The 18,921-nt window shown below is 72.1% G+C and carries 19 protein-coding genes, 4 tRNA genes and 1 pseudogene; 7 read left to right on the forward strand and 17 right to left on the reverse strand.

The features are described 5' to 3' along the window. Positions 1-6: 6 nt before the first annotated feature. The 7 genes from G7Z13_RS06035 to G7Z13_RS06065 form a co-directional block, all read right to left on the reverse strand. The gene (locus tag G7Z13_RS06035) at positions 7-2,745 is read right to left on the reverse strand and encodes a Tat pathway signal sequence domain protein (protein ID WP_165996764.1); all 2,739 of its coding nucleotides are present in this window, start codon (positions 2,743-2,745) and stop codon (positions 7-9) included. A gap of 114 nt (positions 2,746-2,859) precedes the next feature. After that, positions 2,860-3,459 (reverse strand): hypothetical protein, encoded by a 600-nt coding sequence (locus G7Z13_RS06040; protein ID WP_165996766.1) that lies wholly within the window; start codon positions 3,457-3,459, stop codon positions 2,860-2,862. A gap of 10 nt (positions 3,460-3,469) precedes the next feature. After that, positions 3,470-4,345 carry a carbohydrate ABC transporter permease gene (locus tag G7Z13_RS06045; protein ID WP_165996767.1) on the reverse strand — a complete coding sequence of 292 codons (876 nt, stop codon included), beginning with the start codon at positions 4,343-4,345 and terminating at the stop codon, positions 3,470-3,472. Next, a complete protein-coding gene (locus tag G7Z13_RS06050) occupies positions 4,342-5,298 on the reverse strand; it encodes a sugar ABC transporter permease (RefSeq protein ID WP_165996769.1) in 957 nt (318 codons plus the stop codon). Before G7Z13_RS06050 ends, G7Z13_RS06045 begins: the two co-directional genes overlap by 4 nt. A gap of 14 nt (positions 5,299-5,312) precedes the next feature. Then, positions 5,313-6,599, reverse strand: a complete 1,287-nt coding sequence (locus tag G7Z13_RS06055) for an extracellular solute-binding protein (RefSeq protein ID WP_165996773.1) — start codon at positions 6,597-6,599, stop codon at positions 5,313-5,315. 351 nt (positions 6,600-6,950) lie between these two features. Beyond that, a tRNA-Val gene (locus G7Z13_RS06060) sits at positions 6,951-7,022 on the reverse strand. A 78-nt stretch (positions 7,023-7,100) separates the two neighbouring features. Continuing rightward, the gene (locus G7Z13_RS06065; protein ID WP_165996776.1) at positions 7,101-7,565 is read right to left on the reverse strand and encodes a TIGR02611 family protein; all 465 of its coding nucleotides are present in this window, start codon (positions 7,563-7,565) and stop codon (positions 7,101-7,103) included. A 191-nt stretch (positions 7,566-7,756) separates the two neighbouring features. Between G7Z13_RS06065 and G7Z13_RS06070 the strand changes: the two genes are divergently transcribed. Next, a complete protein-coding gene (locus tag G7Z13_RS06070; RefSeq protein ID WP_004002642.1) occupies positions 7,757-8,170 on the forward strand; it encodes an SsgA family sporulation/cell division regulator in 414 nt (137 codons plus the stop codon). A 481-nt stretch (positions 8,171-8,651) separates the two neighbouring features. Further along, positions 8,652-9,212, forward strand: coding sequence for a CGNR zinc finger domain-containing protein (locus tag G7Z13_RS06075; protein ID WP_165996779.1), 561 nt, complete (start codon positions 8,652-8,654; stop codon positions 9,210-9,212). 50 nt (positions 9,213-9,262) lie between these two features. On the opposite strand, the gene G7Z13_RS06080 is transcribed toward G7Z13_RS06075, so the two are convergent. Together G7Z13_RS06080 and G7Z13_RS06085 are read right to left on the reverse strand one after the other, a co-directional pair. Continuing rightward, positions 9,263-9,415 (reverse strand): hypothetical protein, encoded by a 153-nt coding sequence (locus tag G7Z13_RS06080; protein WP_165996784.1) that lies wholly within the window; start codon positions 9,413-9,415, stop codon positions 9,263-9,265. Positions 9,416-9,580: 165 nt separating this feature from the next. Next, entirely contained in the window at positions 9,581-9,991 is a 411-nt protein-coding gene (locus G7Z13_RS06085; protein ID WP_165996786.1) for a hypothetical protein, read from the reverse strand. A gap of 218 nt (positions 9,992-10,209) precedes the next feature. On the opposite strand from G7Z13_RS06085, the gene G7Z13_RS06090 reads away from it, so the two are divergent. After that, positions 10,210-10,758, forward strand: a complete 549-nt coding sequence (locus tag G7Z13_RS06090) for a DsbA family protein (protein ID WP_165996787.1) — start codon at positions 10,210-10,212, stop codon at positions 10,756-10,758. Between the two features lie 3 nt (positions 10,759-10,761). Here the strand turns inward: G7Z13_RS06090 and G7Z13_RS06095 are convergent, their stop codons facing one another. The 3 genes from G7Z13_RS06095 to G7Z13_RS06105 all read right to left on the reverse strand — a co-directional run bounded on the left by G7Z13_RS06095 (position 10,762) and on the right by G7Z13_RS06105 (position 13,551). Next, entirely contained in the window at positions 10,762-11,586 is an 825-nt protein-coding gene (locus tag G7Z13_RS06095) for a GNAT family N-acetyltransferase (RefSeq protein WP_165996789.1), read from the reverse strand. A gap of 94 nt (positions 11,587-11,680) precedes the next feature. Continuing rightward, positions 11,681-12,502 (reverse strand): aminodeoxychorismate lyase, encoded by an 822-nt coding sequence (locus G7Z13_RS06100; protein WP_165996791.1) that lies wholly within the window; start codon positions 12,500-12,502, stop codon positions 11,681-11,683. Next, a complete protein-coding gene (locus tag G7Z13_RS06105; RefSeq protein WP_165996793.1) occupies positions 12,499-13,551 on the reverse strand; it encodes a chorismate-binding protein in 1,053 nt (350 codons plus the stop codon). Before G7Z13_RS06105 ends, G7Z13_RS06100 begins: the two co-directional genes overlap by 4 nt. Positions 13,552-13,729: 178 nt before the next feature. Between G7Z13_RS06105 and G7Z13_RS06110 the strand changes: the two genes are divergently transcribed. The 3 genes from G7Z13_RS06110 to G7Z13_RS06120 all read left to right on the forward strand — a co-directional run bounded on the left by G7Z13_RS06110 (position 13,730) and on the right by G7Z13_RS06120 (position 13,987). Further along, positions 13,730-13,802 (forward strand) — tRNA-Gly (locus G7Z13_RS06110). A 38-nt stretch (positions 13,803-13,840) separates the two neighbouring features. Further along, positions 13,841-13,914: transfer RNA gene (locus G7Z13_RS06115), tRNA-Cys, on the forward strand. A gap of 1 nt (position 13,915) precedes the next feature. Beyond that, positions 13,916-13,987 (forward strand) — tRNA-Val (locus G7Z13_RS06120). Between the two features lie 58 nt (positions 13,988-14,045). Here the strand turns inward: G7Z13_RS06120 and G7Z13_RS06125 are convergent. From G7Z13_RS06125 to G7Z13_RS33540, 4 genes and pseudogenes are all read right to left on the reverse strand, one after another. After that, positions 14,046-14,342, reverse strand: a complete 297-nt coding sequence (locus G7Z13_RS06125) for a zf-TFIIB domain-containing protein (protein ID WP_165996794.1) — start codon at positions 14,340-14,342, stop codon at positions 14,046-14,048. 95 nt (positions 14,343-14,437) lie between these two features. Continuing rightward, on the reverse strand, positions 14,438-15,370 hold the full coding sequence (locus G7Z13_RS06130) for an aminoglycoside phosphotransferase family protein (RefSeq protein WP_165996797.1): 933 nt from the start codon (positions 15,368-15,370) through the stop codon (positions 14,438-14,440). Between the two features lie 242 nt (positions 15,371-15,612). Then, entirely contained in the window at positions 15,613-15,822 is a 210-nt protein-coding gene (locus tag G7Z13_RS06135; RefSeq protein WP_165996799.1) for a hypothetical protein, read from the reverse strand. Positions 15,823-16,040: 218 nt separating this feature from the next. Then, positions 16,041-16,267 (reverse strand): annotated as a pseudogene (locus G7Z13_RS33540) (hypothetical protein); the annotation flags it as partial. A 187-nt stretch (positions 16,268-16,454) separates the two neighbouring features. On the opposite strand from G7Z13_RS33540, the gene G7Z13_RS06145 reads away from it, so the two are divergent. Next, entirely contained in the window at positions 16,455-18,014 is a 1,560-nt protein-coding gene (locus G7Z13_RS06145; protein ID WP_166004689.1) for a serine/threonine-protein kinase, read from the forward strand. 60 nt (positions 18,015-18,074) lie between these two features. On the opposite strand, the gene G7Z13_RS06150 is transcribed toward G7Z13_RS06145, so the two are convergent. After that, positions 18,075-18,893: an RNA methyltransferase gene (locus G7Z13_RS06150; protein ID WP_165996801.1), complete on the reverse strand. Its 819-nt coding sequence runs from the start codon at positions 18,891-18,893 to the stop codon at positions 18,075-18,077. Between the last annotated feature and the right edge of the window lie 28 nt (positions 18,894-18,921).

The following is an 18,921-nucleotide window of genomic DNA, read 5'->3' on the forward strand; positions in this document are numbered from 1 at the left end:
GACCTGCTACCCGGGCATCCGGTCGCCGAGGAGGGCCAGGTTCTCGATGGCGGCGAGGCCGTACAGCGCGGTGTCGTTGGTGGACACCCAGGTGGCCTCGCTGCCCTCGACCAGGGCCATGGGCCCGCTGACCTTCTCGGTCTTCCAGGGCGCGGACTCCTTGTAGCCGTCGGAGTGGTAGAACTTCTCCCAGGCCCGCTGGGCGAGTTTCGCGTCGCCGGTCTTGACGGCCGCGTAGGCGTCGAGGCGGGAGTGGCCCTGGAAGAGGATCAGGCTGCCGAAACTGGAGCCGTAGCGGGCGGCCTGTTCGGCCTTGGTGGCGTTGAAGTAGCGGCAGTAGTCGAAGTAGGCCTCGTTGAACTCGGGCATGTCGACGAGGTCGATGAGTTCGGCGCACAGCTCGTTCAGACCGAAGACGGCGGAGAGGTGCGAGACCCCGACGACCGGCTTGTCGGCGATGGCGAACCGGCCGGTGTCCAGGTCGTACAGGCCGGTTCCCTGGACGAAGCCGTTGGGCTGGGCGGCGATGGTCTCCATCGTCGACAGCACGCGCGCCTTCGCCTTCTCCCACTTCGGTCCCTTGCGCTCCCACTCGGTGAGCCACGCCGAGACCAGGCCGCTCCAGTCGGTGCCGAAGCCGATCGACAGGGCGTGCCGGTCGGGTGTGTAGGGCTCGGTGCGGATCTTGCGGATGGGGTCGAGGACGAGGAAGGTCTCGTCGGAGTCGACGTTGGCGTGCATGAGGTCGCCGACGCGTTCGTCGGCGGTGAGGAAGTAGTAGTAGCGGCGGTAGGTGGTGTTGGCGATGCGCTGCTGCTTGGCGCTGTCGGCGTAGTGCTGGACGCCGTGCCGGGTGCCGAGGCCGGCCCATTTGCCGAGGTGGTAGACGTCGACCTCGCCGGTGTGCCGGGTCATGGCCTCGGCGAAGCGGAAGATGTCGGCGCGGCCGGAGCGCAGGTACGCGTACCAGAGCCACAGGTCGGGCGACAGCTCGGAGTTGTCCCAGGCGTAGCCGCCGACGTCGTAGCGCCACTGGTGCCGGACGGTGTCGTAGGTGTGCATGATGTCGCCGTAGTCCCAGAAGCCGTACCACCGGCGCATCTCCACCTGGTCCTTGTAGTAGGTGAAGAGGAAGTCGAGGTGGTCCTCGATCTTCGCCTTGGCGGGGGTGGAGCGGTCGGGCTCGGCGTACAGGCCCTTGCCGAAGACACCGGCCTTGATGAGCTGCTTGGGCGGGGCGGCCAGCTGGGGCAGCACGCGGACGGCCTCGATCTGCTCGGCGAGCCGGTCGGCGCTCGGGGTGGAGTCGTTGGCCCAGAAGAGGAGTTCGGAGGTCCGGGCGATGCCGTAGGGGGTGCCGAAGCCGGGCTCGTAGTCCTCGTAGGTGATGTTGAGGCCTTCGAGCTGCTCGGGGTAGGTGTCCTGGCCGAGCCCGTCGTGGTAGAAGCGCAGGTCCATGGGCTGCGCCTCGGGCGACCAGAGCCAGAGGGTGACCTGGGCCTCGTCGGTGTGGGCGTCGCGGATGTCGAGCTGGGCGGGGAACTTCTCCCAGAAGTCGCGCAGCCCGAAGGAGAGTCCGCCGCTCACACCGCCGACGTAGCCGAAGCCGCAGGCCCGTCGGCCGCCGCCCGCGGCGATCCAGCCGTGGCCCTTCTTGGTGCGCTTGCGCACGGTGAAGCCGTCGGCGGAGAGCTGGGAGAGGGTGTAGTCGCCCCACTCGGGGATGTACTGGAGGCGGGTGGTGACGCGCTGGTCCCACGTCGAGGGGTCGGGCAGCTTCTTCCCCTCGTACTGGGCGGCCTGCACCGCCTGGCCGGGGTCGCGGCGCAGTCCGGTGATGCCCTTGACGGCCTCGCGGAGCATGCCGGTGCCCTCGCCGCCGATGCGGATGTGGCGGTCGTACGACTGGTCGCGCATCGGGACGGTGAAGCGGACGCCGATGCCGCGGATGAAGTCGCCGCTCGCCTTGCCGGGTTCCTGGGTGCCGTCGTAGGTGATGGTGTGCACCATGCGGAAGGAGTCGGCGCCGGCGTAGAAGTAGAGGCGGAGGGAGAACGGCAGCCAGCTCCGGTCGCCCTTGCGGTGCTTGCCGTCGATGCGGACGACGGCGCGGACCGGGCCGTCCTGTTCCACCTTCACCTCGGAGATGGCGCCGTCGAACCGGTCGTACTTGACGGTGCCCTGGTCGCCGTCCTCGATCTCCGGCTGGCGCAGCAGGACGAGACGGCCGTTCTTCGCGATCTCGGTGGCGCCGCGGGTGACGGACTTGACGAGGGTGGAGCCGGACTTGCCGATCCTCGCGGTGATGACGCCGGTGGAGACGTCGATGGTGCCACCGCCCTGGTCGACGGTGACCTTCTTCTCGGGGGCGGCGGGCTCGCCGGCGGTCAGGGTGAGCTTGCCGGTGCCGGAGCTGACGGCGTGCGCGGTCCACTTCAGGGAGCCGTCCGGCCAGTAGGCGATCGGCCAGGACTGCACGGGGACGGCCGTGCCCTTCTCGTCGGTGAGGGCGAAGGTCTGGTCCTCCCGGTAGGCGCCCTTGGGCCAGGGGACGCCGAGGGTGGAGCCGGGTGCGGCGCCGAGGCCGCCGTCCTCCAGCCAGTCGAGGACGACCGGTTCCGCGTCGGCGGTCTCGGCTCCGGGCGCGGCAGCGGCGTCCTGCGCCCCCAGCGCCCAGCTGAACTGGGCGGCGGCGCCGGCGACGGCGGCCGCCTTGAGGAGGGACCTGCGGGGGATCGGGGACATGGCCTTTCCTTTCCGTACGGGTGCGGGATGCGGGGTGCGGGACAGGGTTGGCAAGGGCATGACAGAGAGGGGGTACGGCGCTCGGGGCGCCGCCCTTGTTGAAGGCGCCGCGGCTCAGCGGCGCCGGTACCGCTCCTCCACGGCGACGGCCGCCGCCGCGACGGCCCCGAGGACGACAACCGCGAGCGGCGGGCTGAACCAGCCGGAGCAGGCCACCACAGCGACCCCGCAGACCAGCAGGAACGAGCCGGCCGGGTCCAGGACCGTGCGGCGGCCGGCCGCGCCGAGCAGCGCGCGCCAGGCCGCGCCCGGCGTCCAGGTCGCCGCCGCCCGCAGCCCGGCGACGGCGGCGGCGATGAGCGCGAGCAGGCCGACCGCTCCGACCAGCGGCCCGCCGGGAAGCCCGGCCCGCGCGGCCTGGACGTCCACCCAGACGGCGGCCGCCACGGCCCAGCCCGCCAGCCCGACGAGCCAGCCGCCGCGCAGCGCCGCCCGGAAGTCCGCGGCGAACTCCCGCCACCCGCCCGCCACATGGGCCGTACGGCGCCGCAGATGCCGGGCTCCGGCGGCGAAGGCGGCGGGGTAGGTGACGAGCCCGAGGCAGGCCACGGCGATCCACACGCCGGTGAGCAGACACTCGGCGAACACACTGAACCGCTCGCCGAAGACCGGCCCCCCGCGCGAGGAGCGGGCTTTCACGCGTGCTTGCGCCATGGTCACCGCCTCAGCCCTTCAGTCCGGATGTCGCCATGCCGTCGATGAGGTAGCGCTGGAAGGCCATGAAGAAGGCGATGACCGGCACCAGGGCCACCAGCGACATCGCGATCATGCTGCCGTAGTTGGAGATGCCCTCCTGGTCGCGGAACATCATCAGGCCGAGCGAGACGGTGTACTTCTCGGGGGTGTTGAGGTAGATCAGCGGCCCCATGAAGTCGTTCCAGGCGTTGATGAAGGTGAAGATGGCGCTGGTGATGATGGCGGGGCGGCTCAGCGGCAGCACGATGGACCAGTAGGTCCGCAGGTGCCCGCAGCCGTCGAGCTTGGCGGCCTCGTCCAGCTCGCGCGGCAGCCCGCGCATGAACTGCACCATCAGGAAGACGAAGAACGCCTCCGTGGCCAGGAACTTGCCCGCGACCAGCGGCACCAGGGTGTCGGTGAGCTCCAGGTTCCGGAAGAGCACGTACTGCGGGATGAGCAGCACGTGGTACGGCAGCAGCAGTGTGCCGATCATCAGCGTGAACAGCAGGTTCCGCCCGGCGAACCGGATCTTGGCGAAGGCGTACGCGGTGAGCGAGCTGGACAGCACGACCCCGATGACGGCGAGGACCGCGTACACCAGCGAGTTCCAGAAGAAGCTGCCGATGGAGATGCCGGAGATGCCGTCGGCGAGCCCGGAGAAGTTCGCCCAGACCGGCTCGGTGGGGAGCAGGTCGAGGCTGGCGATGATGTCCTTGCTCGGCTTGAACGAGGCACCGACCACCCAGATCACGGGGTACAGGACGACCGCGAGGACGAGGAGCGCGCCCGCGTGCCAGGCGATCGATCCGGCCCGCCGCCGCTCGCCCTCGGCGCGCACGACGGGAGTGGTGGCAGTGGTCACTTGGCGGCCTCCTCGTAGTGCACCCACTTCTTCTGCGACCAGAACAGGACCGCCGTGACGAGCGCCACCGCGATCACCAGCGTCCACGCCATCGCGGAGGCGAAGCCCATCTGGGCCTCCTTGAACCCCTTCTGGTAGAGGTAACAGGTGTAGACGAGCGTGGCGTCGGCCGGCCCGCACCGGGTGTCGGAGACGACGTACGCGGAGCCGAACACCTGGAACGCGTGGATGGACTCCAGCAGCACGTTGAAGAACAGCACCGGCGAGATCATCGGCAGCGTGATGTTCCAGAACCGCCGCAGCGGCCCGGCCCCGTCCACCTCGGCGGCCTCGTACAGCTCCTGCGGGACCTGCTTGAGCCCGGCCAGGAAGATCACCATGGGCGCGCCGAACTGCCAGATGCTGAGGGCCACCAGGGCGTAGAGGACGTAGTCCGGGTTGCCGATCCAGCCTCCGACGTCGAGCCCGAAGACCTTCTGCGTACGATCCACGATCGCGTCGTCCGAGAACAGCGCCCGCCACACGAAGCCCACCGAAACGCTGGCGCCGATCAGCGAGGGCATGTAGAACGCGGCCCGGTACAGGCCCTGCCCGCGCCGCTTCTGCGCGAGCAGCAGCGCGACACCGAGCGCGAGCAGCAGCTTCAGCGGAGTGGCCACGACGACGTACTTCAGCGTGACCTCGACCGACTTCTGCCAGCGCGGGTCCTGGAACATCGTCGTGAAGTTGTCCAGCCCCACCCACTTCGGCGGCGTGAACAGGTTGTAGCTGGTGAACGCGTAGTACAGCGACGCGATCATCGGCCCCGCCGTGAGCAGCAGGAATCCCGCGAGCCACGGCGACATGAAGAGATAGCCGGCGAGGTTCTCGCGGCGCCGCCCGCGCCGCCCGGCGGCGGGAGGGGCGGACCGCTTCCCGGCCGGGCGCACGGGCGCTTCCTTGACGAGCGTCATGGTGGTACGTCCCCTCAGCCCGCGAACGCGGCCTTGGCCTCGCTGAACAGCGCCTTCGCGGCGTCGGCCGGCTTGGTCTTGCCCTGGGCGACCTCCCCGCCGAGCCGCAGGAACGCCGCCTCGATGACATCCGCGCCGGACGGGTGCGGGGTGATCTTCCCGAGCACTCCGGCGTCGGCGACCTTCTCCTCGTACGCCCGGACGCCCTTGTTGGTCTCGTCGGCGGGCGTGAACGCCTCGTACTGCTCGGTCGTGGCGAGGATGCCGCGGTCGTAGCCCATGATCCTGCCGACCTCGGGGTCGTGCACCATGAAGTCGATGAACTGGGCGACCTCCTCGGGGTGCTTGGTCCCGGAGAAGGCGCTGAGCATCAGCGAGCCGAGGTACTGGCCGGTGTCCTTGCCGTTGGTGGTGGGGATCGGCGCGAGCCCGTAGTCCGACTCGCCCTCGCCCTCGTAACGGATGGAGAAGTTGTCCCAGGTGAACTCGGACGCGGCGAGCCCCGCCGAGAGCGCGGACTTGGGCTTGACCTGTTCGACCTTCTTCGGGTCGGCGACGAGCCCGGACCGCACGCGCTTGTAGCCGTCCTCCCACCACTGCGTCAGATCGTCCTCGGTGAAGCCCAGGTCGTCCTCGGTGAAGAAGGCCTTGCCGTTCTGACGCAGGTACAGGTCGTAGAGGTACATGATGCTGAAGTAGCCGGTGTCACCGGCGACCTTCACCTTGTCCTGGATGGTCTGCAGCGCGTCGAAGTACTCGTCCCAGGTCCAGCCGAACTTCGCCTCGACGCCCGCCTTTTCGAAGGCCTTGAGGTCGATGACGAGGGCCATGGTGTTGGCGCCGACGGGAATGCCGAGCTGTTTGCCGTCGACCTGCCCGTTCGCCAGAACGCCGTTGCGGAAGTTCTCCAGCTTCAGATTGCCGGCGTCCGCCTGCGACTTGAGGTCCATGAGAACACCGCGCTTGTCGTACTTGCGCAGGAAGCCGACCGCATTCTGGAAAACGTCCGGCGGATTCCCACCGGAGGCCTGGGTCTGGAACTTCTCCCAGAAGGCCTCGTAGTCGGTGAATTCGGGCTTGATCTTGATCTTCGGGAACTTCTTCTCGAAGAGCGCGATGGTCTTCTTGATGGCGATGGTGCGCGGTTCGCCACCCCACCACGCATAACGCAACGTCACCGTCCCGTCGCCGGAACCGCTGCCCCCACCGCATCCCGTCGTCAGCCCGAGCCCGAGCGTGGCCGCCGAAGCGCCCGCCGCCTTGAGGACCGTCCGCCTCTCGACATTCCTGCTGGTACCCACCGTCGAAGCCTCCCCGCAGCGTCGTTGCCGCCTGCATGAATCGTTTCAAGTAAGCGCTTGCTGGCACAAGTTACGGAGGCACTACGGGTGCGTCAATGATTCGGACAGGAATTTCTCGGGACCGGGACCGGCCGGGGCCCGGGACGCGGAGGGCGCACGTCGGCGCGTCGGCGCCGACACCCCAGGTGGGAGCCGCGCGGCCGGGATACCGAACAGACGGCGGCGAACCGTGCACCGGCCGCCCCCGGCCGAAAGTCACCGACCGGGCGACCGCGACCACGGGCCCCGCCCCGGAGCCGCGCACACGACGACGGCCCGTCCGCGTACTCGCAGACGGGCCGTCGTTCCGGGTGGGCGATACTGGGTTCGAACCAGTGACCTCTTCGGTGTGAACGAAGCGCTCTCCCACTGAGCTAATCGCCCGGGCGCAGGAAGAACATTACCCCATGTCAGGGGGTGCCTGTGACCACCCCCGGCCGGCCCCCGCGCCCTGGTCCCGGATCACTGGTCCTTGATCTTCCACGGCATGACGAACCCGAACTTCCAGAGGTAGATCCCGGCCAGCACGCCCACGATCACCAGCCCGGTCACGGTCAGGATGATGTTGCGCCGCCGCACCCTGGGATCCAGGGCGCGCTGCGCGGCCTCGGTGACCTTGCGCTTGGTCCAGCGCAGGACGAGCTGGGCCCAGACGAACTCAGTCGCCCAGATCGCCATGCCGCCGAAGATCACCACCCAGCCCGGTCCGGGCAGGGGCAGCATGATGATGCCGGCGACGACGACCGCCAGCCCCACGATGAACACCCCGACCTGCCAGCTCAGGTGGAGCACCCGGCGCGCCTTGACGAACTCGGGCGCCCGGGACCCGAGCCCTTCCTCGCTCCCCCGCTCGCTCCGCACCCCGTTCGCCCTCGTCTCGTCGACAGCCATGGCGACCTCGCCAGACTCGTTACTCCCCGTATTCATACGGCCAAACCCTACCGGACCGAAACCCGTCACCGGAATGGACGCTCCCGGCGAACCGGTTCTCGGCCGGAAGAGTTACGTAAAGCCAGGCAAAACACTCAGAGGGGTTTACAACGGCACCGTAGGTGGCATGTCGATTTCGCCGACGTGCGAATCCCCGAGCGCACACTGAGCGAAAGGCCCTGGCGCTTATGAACACCACGGTCAGCTGCGAGCTGCACCTGCGCCTCGTTGTGTCGAGCGAGTCCTCCCTGCCTGTTCCGGCAGGCCTGCGGTACGACACGGCCGATCCCTACGCCGTGCACGCCACCTTCCACACCGGAGCCGAGGAGACCGTCGAGTGGGTGTTCGCCCGCGACCTCCTCGCCGAGGGGCTTCACCGGCCCACCGGTACCGGCGACGTCCGCGTCTGGCCGTCGCGCAGCCATGGTCAGGGCGTGGTGTGCATCGCCCTGAGCTCTCCCGAGGGAGAGGCGCTGCTCGAGGCCCCGGCGCGGGCCCTGGAATCGTTCCTGAAGCGAACGGACGCCGCCGTGCCCCCCGGCACGGAGCACCGGCACTTCGACCTGGATCAGGAGCTCTCGCACATCCTGGCGGAGAGCTAGGCCAGACCCCACAGAGCCGCCCGGCGCCGTCCACTCGGGGAGACGGCTCGGGCCAGGACAACCGCATACGGCACACCACGGCGCCACCCCGCACGCACCCTGCGGGGCGGCGCCGATGCGCGTGTACATCAACTGTGCGAGACACCCTGCGCCGCGCACGGGACCCGGTGGACGCGCCCGAGACCCATCTGACGCGAAAGCGACGTCACGCACGGTCACCAGACACCCGCGTGCTTGATCATCGGCGGCCCCTCTGGCGCTCACGCTGGGTGACCAAAGCCGGAACACCGCGGAGACCGGAACCGGAAACCTCCCCCACCCTGTCCGCCCGTGAAAAATCCGCCCGGCCCGGGAACCCCGCAGGCCGCGGCGCCGTTGTACGGGCAACCGCGGGGAGCAGGGGGCCGGTGACCGCAGGTGAGCCGTTACCATCGGCCAGCATCGGCGGGCGTCGCCCGACCCCCAGGCCAGGGAGCGAAACGTGCTGATCACCCACGACACCCGGTGCGCGCTCGACACTGTGGTGGATCTGGTGAACACCGCGCCCGAGGACGACACGTCCCCGGACGGGCTGCCGGACGTCGCGGCCCTCGACACGTTCGTCCGCGAGCACAAGATCAGCGATGTCGGAACGCTCTCGGAGTTCGACCTCTCCGCGGTGCGCAAGGTGCGCGGCCGGTTCGCCGGCATCTTCGCGGCTCCCGACGCCCGGACCGCCGCCGGAATGATCAACGAGCTGATCGCCGCCGCGGGTACCACCCCGCGTCTCACGGACCACGACGGCTACGACTGGCATGTGCACTACTTCGCCCCCGGCGCGTCCGTGGCCGACCACCTGGCGGCCGACTGCGGGATGGCGCTGGCGTTCTTCGTGGTCGCGGGCGAGCAGGAACGGCTGCGTCGCTGCGAGGCTCCCGACTGCCGGCGCGCCTTCGTCGACCTGTCCCGCAACCGCTCGCGGCGCTACTGCGACAGCCGCACCTGCGGCAACCGCCTCCACGTGGCCGCCTACCGCGCCCGGCGCAAGGAAGCCGCGGGCTGACAGAGCCGTCGCGGGCCCCGGCGGGTGGCGCCGGGGACCACGGGTACGGCTCACAGCAACAGCAGGTCGTGCAGCGCAGCCGTGAGCAGCAGACACCCGATCACCGCTAGGAAGATCATCAGCGGTGGCTGGGAAAGGGCGAAGAGACAGCCGCGCGGCTCTTCCTGCGGCGGCGCGGCATCGCTCTGTGTCGTGTCCAGCATCTCGCCGGCGATGATGGCGCAACCAGCATCGTGACACGCGCGACTGCGCCGCCGAACGGGGGACATCCACGCATCCCGGTGTCCCTCCGGGCGCCCCGTCACTAAGCTTCGCGCGCACCGCGCCCGAGGGTCCTTCCGGCACGTTTCAGACCGCTGCGGCGGCCCTCATATGCCGTGCTTCTTCAAGATCGCCTCGATGTCGCTGAAGTCGTCCGCGTCGGCCTGGGAGGCCGGACCGGTGCTCGGGCGGACGGCCGGACGCGAGGGCTGCCCCACGGAGGGCGCCGACGCCTCCGGGCCCACGCCGGCGCGCCGGCCGGCCCGCCGGCGCTCCACGGCGCGCGTGCCCGCGAACAGCAGCCAGGCGGCACCGAGCACACCGAACCCGGCCCAGGCCACCGGACTGAAGGCGGTGCCGGCGAGCCAGTCGATCACGCCGGTCATCACCAGCCCGAGCGGCACGAGGGCGTACGCCGCGATCCGGGCGGCCGCCAGGAAGCGCCTCCGGTACGCGGTGACCGCGGCGATGCCGAGGCCGGCCGCGGCGACGGCGGAACACACGGTTTCGGCGATCATCCGCACTCCTCGGTCCGACAGCCGTTTCCTCCATCGTGCACCTCCCGCCCCCCGCCCTGCCATGCTCCGGCCGGACATCAGGGACATCTCCGGGTAGCCCCCTCCGGGAGGGACCCCGCACACCCCGCACACCCCGCCCTTGGCGCCGGACAGCGCCCCCGGACCGGTACCCCAAGCCGGATTGGGACGGACCCGGCCCTCCTGGAAGACTGGGACGCATGAGCGACACCTCCCCCGCCTCCGCGCGGGCCGCACAGGCCGCGCACCCCGCGCCTGCCGTTCTCGACGTCTGGTGTGAACTGCAGTGCCCCGACTGCCGCACCGCCCTCGACGACCTGCGCGCCCTGCGCGAGCGCTACGGCGACCGCCTGGAGCTGCGCCTGCGGCACTTCCCGCTGGAGAAGCACAAGCACGCCTTCGCCGCCGCCCAGGCCGCCGAGGAGGCGCTGGAGCAGGGCAAGGGGTGGCCGTACGTGGAGGCGGTGCTCGGCCGCGTCGAGGAGCTGGACCGCGAGGGCGAACCGTTCCTCATCGAGGTGGCCCGGGAACTGGGCCTGGACGCGGAGGAGTTCGACACCGCCCTGATCGACGGGCGGCACATCCTCATCGTGGACGCCGACCAGGCCGAGGGCAAGGCGATCGGGGTGACCGGCACCCCGACGTACGTCATCGGCGGCGAGCGCCTCGACGGCGGCAAGAGCCAGGAGGGCCTGCGCGAGCGCATCGAGGAGATCGCGGACCGGCTGCTCGCCGAGCGGCCGGCCTGACCGTCACAACAGCGGCTTCTGCATCGCGTACTGCGTCGTCTCGTAGCCCAGTGACGCGTACAGCCGTTCCGCCGGGGTGTTCCCGGCGAAGACGTTCAGCCCGACCACCCGCAGACCGGCGGAGATCGCCTGGATCTCCGCCAGGAGCATCAGCGCGCGGCCGTGCCCGCGCCCGCGGTGGGCCGCGTCGGCCGCCACCTTGTAGACGAACGCCCTGTCCTCGCGCAGCGCCAGCCACAGCATGCCCACCCGCGTCCCGTCGTGCTCCAGGACGCTGAACCGCATGCCCTCGGTGTCCCGGCCCCGCGGCAGCAGCCGCTCCCGGTCACCGCGCGCCTTGGCGTAGGCCGCCTCCTCGGGCACCCCGCGCTCGATCCAGGTGCGCGCGTACTCCTCCCACTGCGCCTCGTGCCAGGGCCCGAACTCGGCCTCGGTCATGGGACGGGCCCGGCTGCCGGCGGGCAGGGCGGGCGGGCTGTCGCCGAGCCGCTTCTCCATACCGCGGTTGCGGACGGCGTAGCCCAGCGTCCGGACGAGCCGCAGGGCCGGTTCGGCGCCGGCCGGGACCGTCGTCTCGATCAGGGAGCAGCCCCAGCCACGGGCCACCTCCTCCGCGGCGAGCAGGGCGAACGTGCCGCGGCCGCGTCCGCGGTCGGGTTCCTCGATGCGCAGGTCGTGCACGCTCGCCACCGCGTCCCCGAAGGCGGCGGAGGTGCCGAGGTGTAGGGCGCCGACGGGACGGCCGTTCACGCACACCTGGAAGTGGCGCGAGCGCGTCCCGTCGGCCTGCTGCCGGAGCGGCCCGGACGGCCGCAGGGTCGTGGTCATCACCGGTGTTCTACCCGAGCGCGCCCCGCGTCTCAGCCGAATATCGCGACAATCGCGGGCGGCCGTCGCGGGAGCGGCGTCGCGGGAGCGGGTGTCACGGGTCGAGGTCGTCCGCGGAGCGCTCGTCGAAGACGCGCATGGCCTTGGCGGTCACCGGACCCGGCGCGCCGGGCAGGTCCCGGCCGTCGACGCGGTGCACGGCCTGCACGTCCCGCAGGGTGGAGGTGAGGAAGACCTCGTCGGCCCGCTTGAGGACGTGCAGTGGCAGGTCGGTCTCCTTGGCGCCGGTCCACGCGATGGTCAGCTCGCGGGTGATGCCCGCGAGGCAGCCGGAGGCGAGCGGCGGGGTGTGGATCTCGCCGTCGAGGACGACGAAGACGTTCGACCCGGTGCCCTCGCAGAGCTGTCCGACGGTGTTGCCGAACAGCGCCTCGGAGGCGCCCTGTTCGCGCGCGCGGGCGAGCGCGACGACGTTCTCGGCGTACGAGGTGGTCTTCAGGCCGGTGAGCGCGCCGCGCTCGTTGCGGGTCCACGGCACGGTGATGACGGCGGTGGAGTCGGGCCGGCGGGTGGTCTCGCCGAGGGCGACGACCAGGGTCGGGCCGTGCTCGCCGCGGTCGGAGCCCAGCGGCCCGTGGCCGCCGGTGTAGGTGACGCGCAGCCGGCCGAGCGGCATCGGGTTGGCTCCGAGGACGGCGGCGCAGGCGCGGCGGATCTCGTCGTGGTCGGGTTCGGGCAGGCCGAGGCCGCGGGCCGAGCGGGTGAGCCGGTCGAGGTGCCGGGTGAGCGCGAAGGGCCGGCCGTCCACCGCCTTCACCGTCTCGAAGATGCCGTCGCCCACGGTCAGCCCGTGGTCGAAGACGGAGACACGGGCGGACTCGATGTCCTGGAGCCCGCCGTCGAGCCAGATCTTCACGTCAGTACCTCTCCACTCGCCTCGTACGCGCCCGACGCTACCGCGAGCAGCCGGGACGCCTTCAGCTCGGTCTCCCGCCACTCCCCCTCGGGGTCCGAGCCCCAGGTGATGCCCGCGCCGGTGCCGAACCGCAGCCGCGGCGCGGCCGGGTCGGTCCGGTCGATCCAGAAGGTACGGATGCCGACGGCCAGCTCGCCGACGCCCCGGTCGGCGTCGACCCAGCCGATCCCGCCGCAGTAGGGGCCGCGCGGGGCGGTCTCCAGGGCGTCGATGATCCGCAGGGCGCTGGACTTCGGGGCGCCGGTGACCGACCCGGGCGGGAAGGCGGCCGCCAGCAGCTCGGGCCAGCCGGCCTCGGGGCGCAGCTCGCCGCGCACGGTGGAGACGAGGTGGACCAGGCCGGGGTGCTTCTCCACCACGCACAGGTCGGGCACGGTGACGCTGCCGGTGGCGCAGACCCGCCCGATGTCGTTGCGGACCAGGTCCACGATCATCACGTTCTCGGCGTAGTCCTTCTCCAGCAGGTCGGCCTCGGTGCGGCCGGTGCCCTTGATCGGCCCGGACTCGACGGTCCGCCCCTCCCGGCGCAGGAACAGCTCCGGGGAGGCGGTGGCTATCTCCACGCCGTGCTCCGGCAGGCGGATCGTTCCCGCGTACGGCGCGGGGTTGCCGCGGGCGAGCAGCGCGGTGAGGGCGTCCACGTCGGCGCCGGGGGCGATCGGCGCGGAGAGCACCCGGCACAGGTTCGCCTGGTAGACGTCGCCGGCCGCGATGTGCTCGCGCACGCGCCGTACGCCCGCCGTGTACGCGGCGTGGTCGAGGGACGACGTCCAGTCACCGGCCGCCGGGCCGTGCCAGGCGCCCGGCACGGGGGCGGGCACCGGCTCCTCGCGGACGTCGGTGAAGCGGGCGCAGGTCAGACGGCCCTCGAAGTCCGCGACGACGGCCCAGAAGCCGCTGGAGTCCAGGGCGGCCGGGTCGCTGGTGACGTCGGTGAGGCCGGTGGCGACGCGGTCGCCGAAGCGGGCGAGAGGGGGCAGGTCGAGCACGCTGTCGAGTCTAGGGCGGGTGTCCGGCGGGTGACCTCGGCGCGGCCTTCGGGGGACCCCCGGGCGGGCCGTCCGGTGGCACACCGCAGCACGCTGCACAAACGCGTTTTTGTACTGGCCCGGGAATCCGCTAGAGTTCAACACGTCGCCGGGACGCGGAAGCGGACCGAAACGACAAGCGGACGTAGCTCAGTTGGTAGAGCGCAACCTTGCCAAGGTTGAGGTCGCGAGTTCGAGCCTCGTCGTCCGCTCGAAGGACAAGAGGATCTTCCCGGTCCTCTACACTCCTGGTGGAGTGGCCGAGAGGCGAGGCAACGGCCTGCAAAGCCGTCTACACGGGTTCAAATCCCGTCTCCACCTCCAAGGACGATTAGCTCAGCGGGAGAGCGCTTCCCTGACACGGAAGAGGTCACTGGTTCAATCCCAGTATCGTCCACGCAGTCCGGAGCCCCCGGCCGTCTCGAACGGCCGGGGGCTTCGTCGTGCCGTGGGGCTCAGCTGGAGAAGAGCATGTGGCCGAAGCTCTTGTGGCGGCGCTGGCCGTAGTGGCCGTGGCCGGGCTGCGGGGCGCCCCAGGCGGGGGCGGGCGGCGCGGGGTAGGCCTGCGGGGCGGGGGCGGCGGGCGGGGCGGCCGGCGGCGGGGCGGGCTGGGTCCACTGGGCCTCCAGGCGGGTCAGGGCCTCCAGCTCGCCGTAGTCCAGGAAGATCCCTCGACAGTTGCTGCACTGCTCGATCTGGACTCCGTTGCGGTTGTAGGTGTGCATCGCGGCACGGCACTTCGGGCACTGCACGGTCGGCTCAACTCCTCGCCGGTCGATCCTGCTTCACGTGTCTCCAGCACAGACTCTGTCCGGCTGCGGTCGGTTGCACCCTACTTCGCGGCGTTTCACGCCAACTCCGGGGGTGCGGCGGCCATCCGCTCGCAGGCGTCGACGACGGACTGCTCGATCTCGTCCAGGGGGCGGCCGGCGGACACGGCCTTGGTGACGGTCCGGGCGGCGGTCTGGACGGTGAGGGCGCGGGCCGGGACGTCGAGGGCGGGCCAGGGGTCGCCGTCGGCGGGGACGGCGGGGCCGCCCGCGGCGCGGTAGGCGTCCAGGAAGCGGGTCCACTCGTCGGGCGGCAGCAGGCCGCAGGCGTACCAGGCGGCGGGGCGGGCGAGGTCCCACGCGGGTGCGCCCACGCCGAGGTCGTCGACGTCGATGAGGCGCCAGGGGGCGTGCGGGGTGGCGCCCGCGCGCACGAGCTGGCCGAGGTGGAGGTCGCCGTGGCAGAGGGTGGCCGGGTCCGGCATGGGCGCCTCGGCGCGGGCCCAGGCGGGGAGGGCGGACCAGGCGCGCAGGATCGCCGGGGTGGCGGGGTGCCGGGCGGCCGCCGTCAGGCGGGCGACGGCGCGGGCGGCCTTCTCCGGGCCGCGCATCGGGGGCAGGGGGGCCGGGGCGGGGGTGCGGTGGAGGTGGGCGAGGAGGGTGGCCGCGGCTTCCCAGGGGGCGGCGTCCGGGTCGCCGGGGTCCACGGGGGTGCCGTACGGCCAGAGGGTGACCAGGCGGCCGTGGAGGGTGACCGGGGTCGGGCTGAGCGGGGCCAGCAGGATGCCGGAGAGACGGGAGGCCGTGGTCAGGCGGGCTTCGAGGCGGGCCGGGTCCGTTCCCGGGGCGTGCGCCTTCGCGACGGTGCCCGCGTGGCGGACGACGGTGGCGTCGGGGCGGTCGGCGAGGGTGGCGATGCTCGCGGCGCCGCAGACGCAGGCGGTGTCACGGGGGTGGGTTGCGGCTCTCGTTTCCTTGGTGAGGGCGGTGAGGAGTGGGGGTGAGGTCATCGGGGTCTCTGAGCGGTGGCCGGTGATGTGGTGCGGGTCGAGGCTACGTGGTTCGGGTGGAGGCCTCGCCGGGGAGGGAAGCGTCCGGCAACCACGCGCCACCCCGGCCGGCGGGGAAAAGCAATGCCGGCGCAGCTCCCCAGCTGCGCCGGCATCTGTGCCGTCCGCCGCACCCCCGTCCCCACGGGGTTATGGGTGGGATGTCCCCGCCCGGACCGCTCTTCCGGGCCTGGGGTCGCCGCTCAGCGCCCCAGCATCTCGCCCACGGACGACGCCTGTGTGGCCACCGTCTCCCACCCGTCGAAGACGAGGAGGAGCAGGGCCGCCAGGGGAAGGGCCATCAGTGTCGCCACCAAGGGGTGGCGGCGGCCCTGGCGGCGTGGACGGAACGCGGCGGCGAGCGCCTTGCGTCCCTCCTCGCGGACCAGCGTCCGCGATGCCGTGTGGGCCATGGTCCTTCTCCTGACCGTGCTCGGTGGTATGGCAGCGGCGGGTGTCCGACCTCGGGGGACGAGTACCGCACCCGCCGCTTGACCTCCAATCTAGGCGCGGGGGCGGCGGCGGGCGTCATGCCCTCGTACCGCTTGGCGGGCCTCCCGGAGGATGAGCCATGACCTGCGGCGTACTCCCCTGGGTGGAGACGGCGGGCGGCGTCTCGGGGTCTTCCCGGAAGGGGACGTCCGGTGTGTCCCGGCTTTTCCGAGGCGTCCCGCCGGGGCAGCGGCCGTCCGACCGGGGCGAGGGCCCGGTGCGGGTGACTTCGCTCACGTCGGCCGCCCCTCGCCGCACCGCCGCCCCCGCCCGGCGCCCCGCCGCGCTCGGCGCCGTCGTCCGGGTACGCGTGGTGTCGCCGGCGTTCACGACGGGCCGCGCGCCGTCACCCTCGCGCCGTCCAATCCCCCTTCCGTGTCGAATGGTTGGGGGTGTACGCGCAGGCAAGTCGTCCTCTTTGCGCCCTCCCTGACCACCTTTTACGTGGCGCGCCGGGCACTGACAATCGATCAGGACGAGAGGGCGCGGCCTCTGCGCGCAGGCGGCCGGGGAAACGTAAGCTGTGGCACGTCACACGGACCGGGCAGCGGGGATGAACATGGCGATGATGCGCCTGAGGCGCGAGGACCCGCGCGTCGTCGGCTCGTTCAAGCTTCACCGACGGCTCGGCGCGGGCGGGATGGGTGTTGTCTACCTGGGCTCCGACAAGAAGGGGCAGCGGGTCGCCCTCAAGGTGATCCGGCCCGACCTGGCGGAGGACCAGGAGTTCCGGTCGCGGTTCGCCCGCGAGGTGTCGGCCGCCCGCCGGATCCGCGGCGGTTGCACGGCCCGGCTCGTGGCGGCGGACCTGGAGGCGGAGCGGCCCTGGTTCGCCACCCAGTACGTGCCCGGCCCGTCGCTGCACGACAAGGTCGCCGACGAGGGGCCGCTCGGCGCCGCCGAGGTCGCCGCCATCGGGGCCGCCCTCTCGGAGGGGCTGGTCGCCGTGCACGAGGCGGGAGTCGTGCACCGGGACCTCAAGCCGTCCAACATCCTGCTGTCCCCGAAGGGGCCGCGGATCATCGACTTCGGCATCGCCTGGGCGACCGGGGCCTCCACGCTGACGCACGTCGGCACGGCGGTCGGCTCGCCCGGCTTCCTCGCTCCGGAGCAGGTGCGCGGCGCCGCCGTCACCCCGGCCACGGACGTGTTCTCGCTCGGTGCCACGCTCGCGTACGCCTCCACCGGCGACTCGCCGTTCGGGCACGGCAGTTCCGAGGTGATGCTGTACCGCGTGGTCCACGAGGAGCCGCAGCTGCACGGCGTGCCGGACGCGCTGGCCCCGCTGGTGCGGGCCTGTCTGGCGAAGGACCCCGAGGAGCGGCCCAGCACCCTGGACCTGTCACTGCGGCTGAAGGAGATCGCCGCCCGCGAGGCCCAGGGCCTGCTCGACGGGCGGCCGCCCGCGCCGCGCGCCGGGGAGGCGGACCGGCCCACCGGGCGGCTCGCGGACACCTATCCCGACCAGCAGCGCGGCCAGTCCGTCCGGCGTCCGCAGGGCCCGTCGAGCACGCCCGGCACACCGGTGCCCCGCGGTGCGGGCGCGGCACGTGGTCAGGCGCCGGTGCGGGGTGGCGCTTCGTCGCGCGGGTCGGTGCCGTCGCGGGGCGGCGGTGCTCCCCGCGGCACGGGGCCCTCGTCGCGGCCCGGCGCGCGGCCGACCCCGGTCGCGCGGAACACGCCCGTACCGCGCGACACCCCGGTGCCCAGGGACACCCCGGCCAGGAACGCCTCGTCGCCGAGGAACACGCCGGTGCCCCGCAACACCCCCGTTCCGCGCGGCGGCACCCGGCCCGGTGGCCGCAGCCGTCCGGGCTCGCGCGGTGGTGCCGGGCGGCCGGGGCCGCGGACCGGGACCGGGCGGCGGCCGGCGAATCCGCGGCTGCTGCGCCAGCGGCTGTTCGTGTTCGTCGTCGTGACGCTGCTGGTGGCCCTGGGCATCGCCCTGGTGCAGGGCTGCCAGGGTCCGGCGCGCGGACTCGGCGGCGAGCCGGGTGGCGGCGCCGGGGGCGACGTCCGCCGGGAGCAGGTCGAGACCGGCTACCGTCCGCCGGCCCAGGGCGAGCTGATGTCCGAGCGGTTCGTGTCCACGATCGAGCTGCCGCGCGACTAGACACGGCCGCACGCCGGGCGGGTCCGTGAGAAGTGTCGTACGTCGCCGTCCCGGCGGGTGTCACCGCTGCGGGCGGCCCGCTGTCACGGCGTAGAACGCGACGGCCGCCGCGGCGCCCACGTTGAGCGAGTCCACGCCGTGGGACATGGGGATGCGGACCCGTTCGTCGGCGGCGGCCAGGGCGCGGGGGGTCAGACCGTCGCCCTCGGCGCCGAGCATCAGGGCGACCCGGTCCATGCGGTGCGGAGCCGCCTCGTCGAGGGTCCCGGCCTTCTCGTCGGGGGTGAGGGCGAGCAGCGTGAAGCCGGCCTCGCGGACCGACTCCAGGCTCTGCGGCCAGGGTTCCAGACGGGCGTACGGGACGGAGAAGACGGCGCCCATGGAGACCTTGACGCTGCGGCGGTAGAGGGGGTCGGCGCAGTCCGGGGAGAGCAGCACCGCGTCCATGCCGAGGGCCGCCGCCGAGCGGAAGATGGCGCCGATGTTGGTGTGGTCGTTGACCCCCTCCATGACCACCACCCGGCGGGCGGTCCGCAGCAGGCCGGCCGCGGCCGGCAGCGGCTTGCGCCGCATGGAGGCCAGCGCGCCCCGGTGCACGTGGTAGCCGGTGACGCGTTCGGCCAGCTCGGGGCCGACCACGTAGACCGGGGCCGGGAGTTCGTCGATGACGTCGCGCATGACGTCGACCCACTTCGGGGACAGCAGCATCGACCGCATCTCGTACCCGGCGTCCCTGGCCCGCCGGATGACCTTCTCGCCCTCGGCGATGAACAGGCCCTCGGCGGGTTCGCGCCTGCGGCGCAGCTCGACGTCGGTCAGGTTGGTGTAGTCGTGCAGGCGCGGGTCGTCGGGGTCCTCGACGGTGATGAGATCGGCCACGGGGTGATAGTGCCTTGCCTTGCTCTGG

It is taken from the genome of Streptomyces sp. JB150 (assembly GCF_011193355.1).
Taxonomy (GTDB): Bacteria; Actinomycetota; Actinomycetes; order Streptomycetales; family Streptomycetaceae; genus Streptomyces.

Coding starts and splice junctions, on each gene's coding strand:
- G7Z13_RS06095 (WP_165996789.1), bottom strand. CDS start 11,586: ATGACCACGACCCTGCGGCCGTCCGGGCCGCTCCGGCAGCAGGCCGAC.
- G7Z13_RS06070 (WP_004002642.1), top strand. CDS start 7,757: ATGAACACCACGGTCAGCTGCGAGCTGCACCTGCGCCTCGTTGTGTCG.
- G7Z13_RS06035 (WP_165996764.1), bottom strand. CDS start 2,745: ATGTCCCCGATCCCCCGCAGGTCCCTCCTCAAGGCGGCCGCCGTCGCC.
- G7Z13_RS06130 (WP_165996797.1), bottom strand. CDS start 15,370: ATGACCTCACCCCCACTCCTCACCGCCCTCACCAAGGAAACGAGAGCC.
- G7Z13_RS06050 (WP_165996769.1), bottom strand. CDS start 5,298: ATGACGCTCGTCAAGGAAGCGCCCGTGCGCCCGGCCGGGAAGCGGTCC.
- G7Z13_RS06065 (WP_165996776.1), bottom strand. CDS start 7,565: ATGAATACGGGGAGTAACGAGTCTGGCGAGGTCGCCATGGCTGTCGAC.
- G7Z13_RS06040 (WP_165996766.1), bottom strand. CDS start 3,459: ATGGCGCAAGCACGCGTGAAAGCCCGCTCCTCGCGCGGGGGGCCGGTC.
- G7Z13_RS06080 (WP_165996784.1), bottom strand. CDS start 9,415: ATGCTGGACACGACACAGAGCGATGCCGCGCCGCCGCAGGAAGAGCCG.
- G7Z13_RS06135 (WP_165996799.1), bottom strand. CDS start 15,822: ATGGCCCACACGGCATCGCGGACGCTGGTCCGCGAGGAGGGACGCAAG.
- G7Z13_RS06145 (WP_166004689.1), top strand. CDS start 16,455: ATGAACATGGCGATGATGCGCCTGAGGCGCGAGGACCCGCGCGTCGTC.
- G7Z13_RS06090 (WP_165996787.1), top strand. CDS start 10,210: ATGAGCGACACCTCCCCCGCCTCCGCGCGGGCCGCACAGGCCGCGCAC.
- G7Z13_RS06085 (WP_165996786.1), bottom strand. CDS start 9,991: ATGATCGCCGAAACCGTGTGTTCCGCCGTCGCCGCGGCCGGCCTCGGC.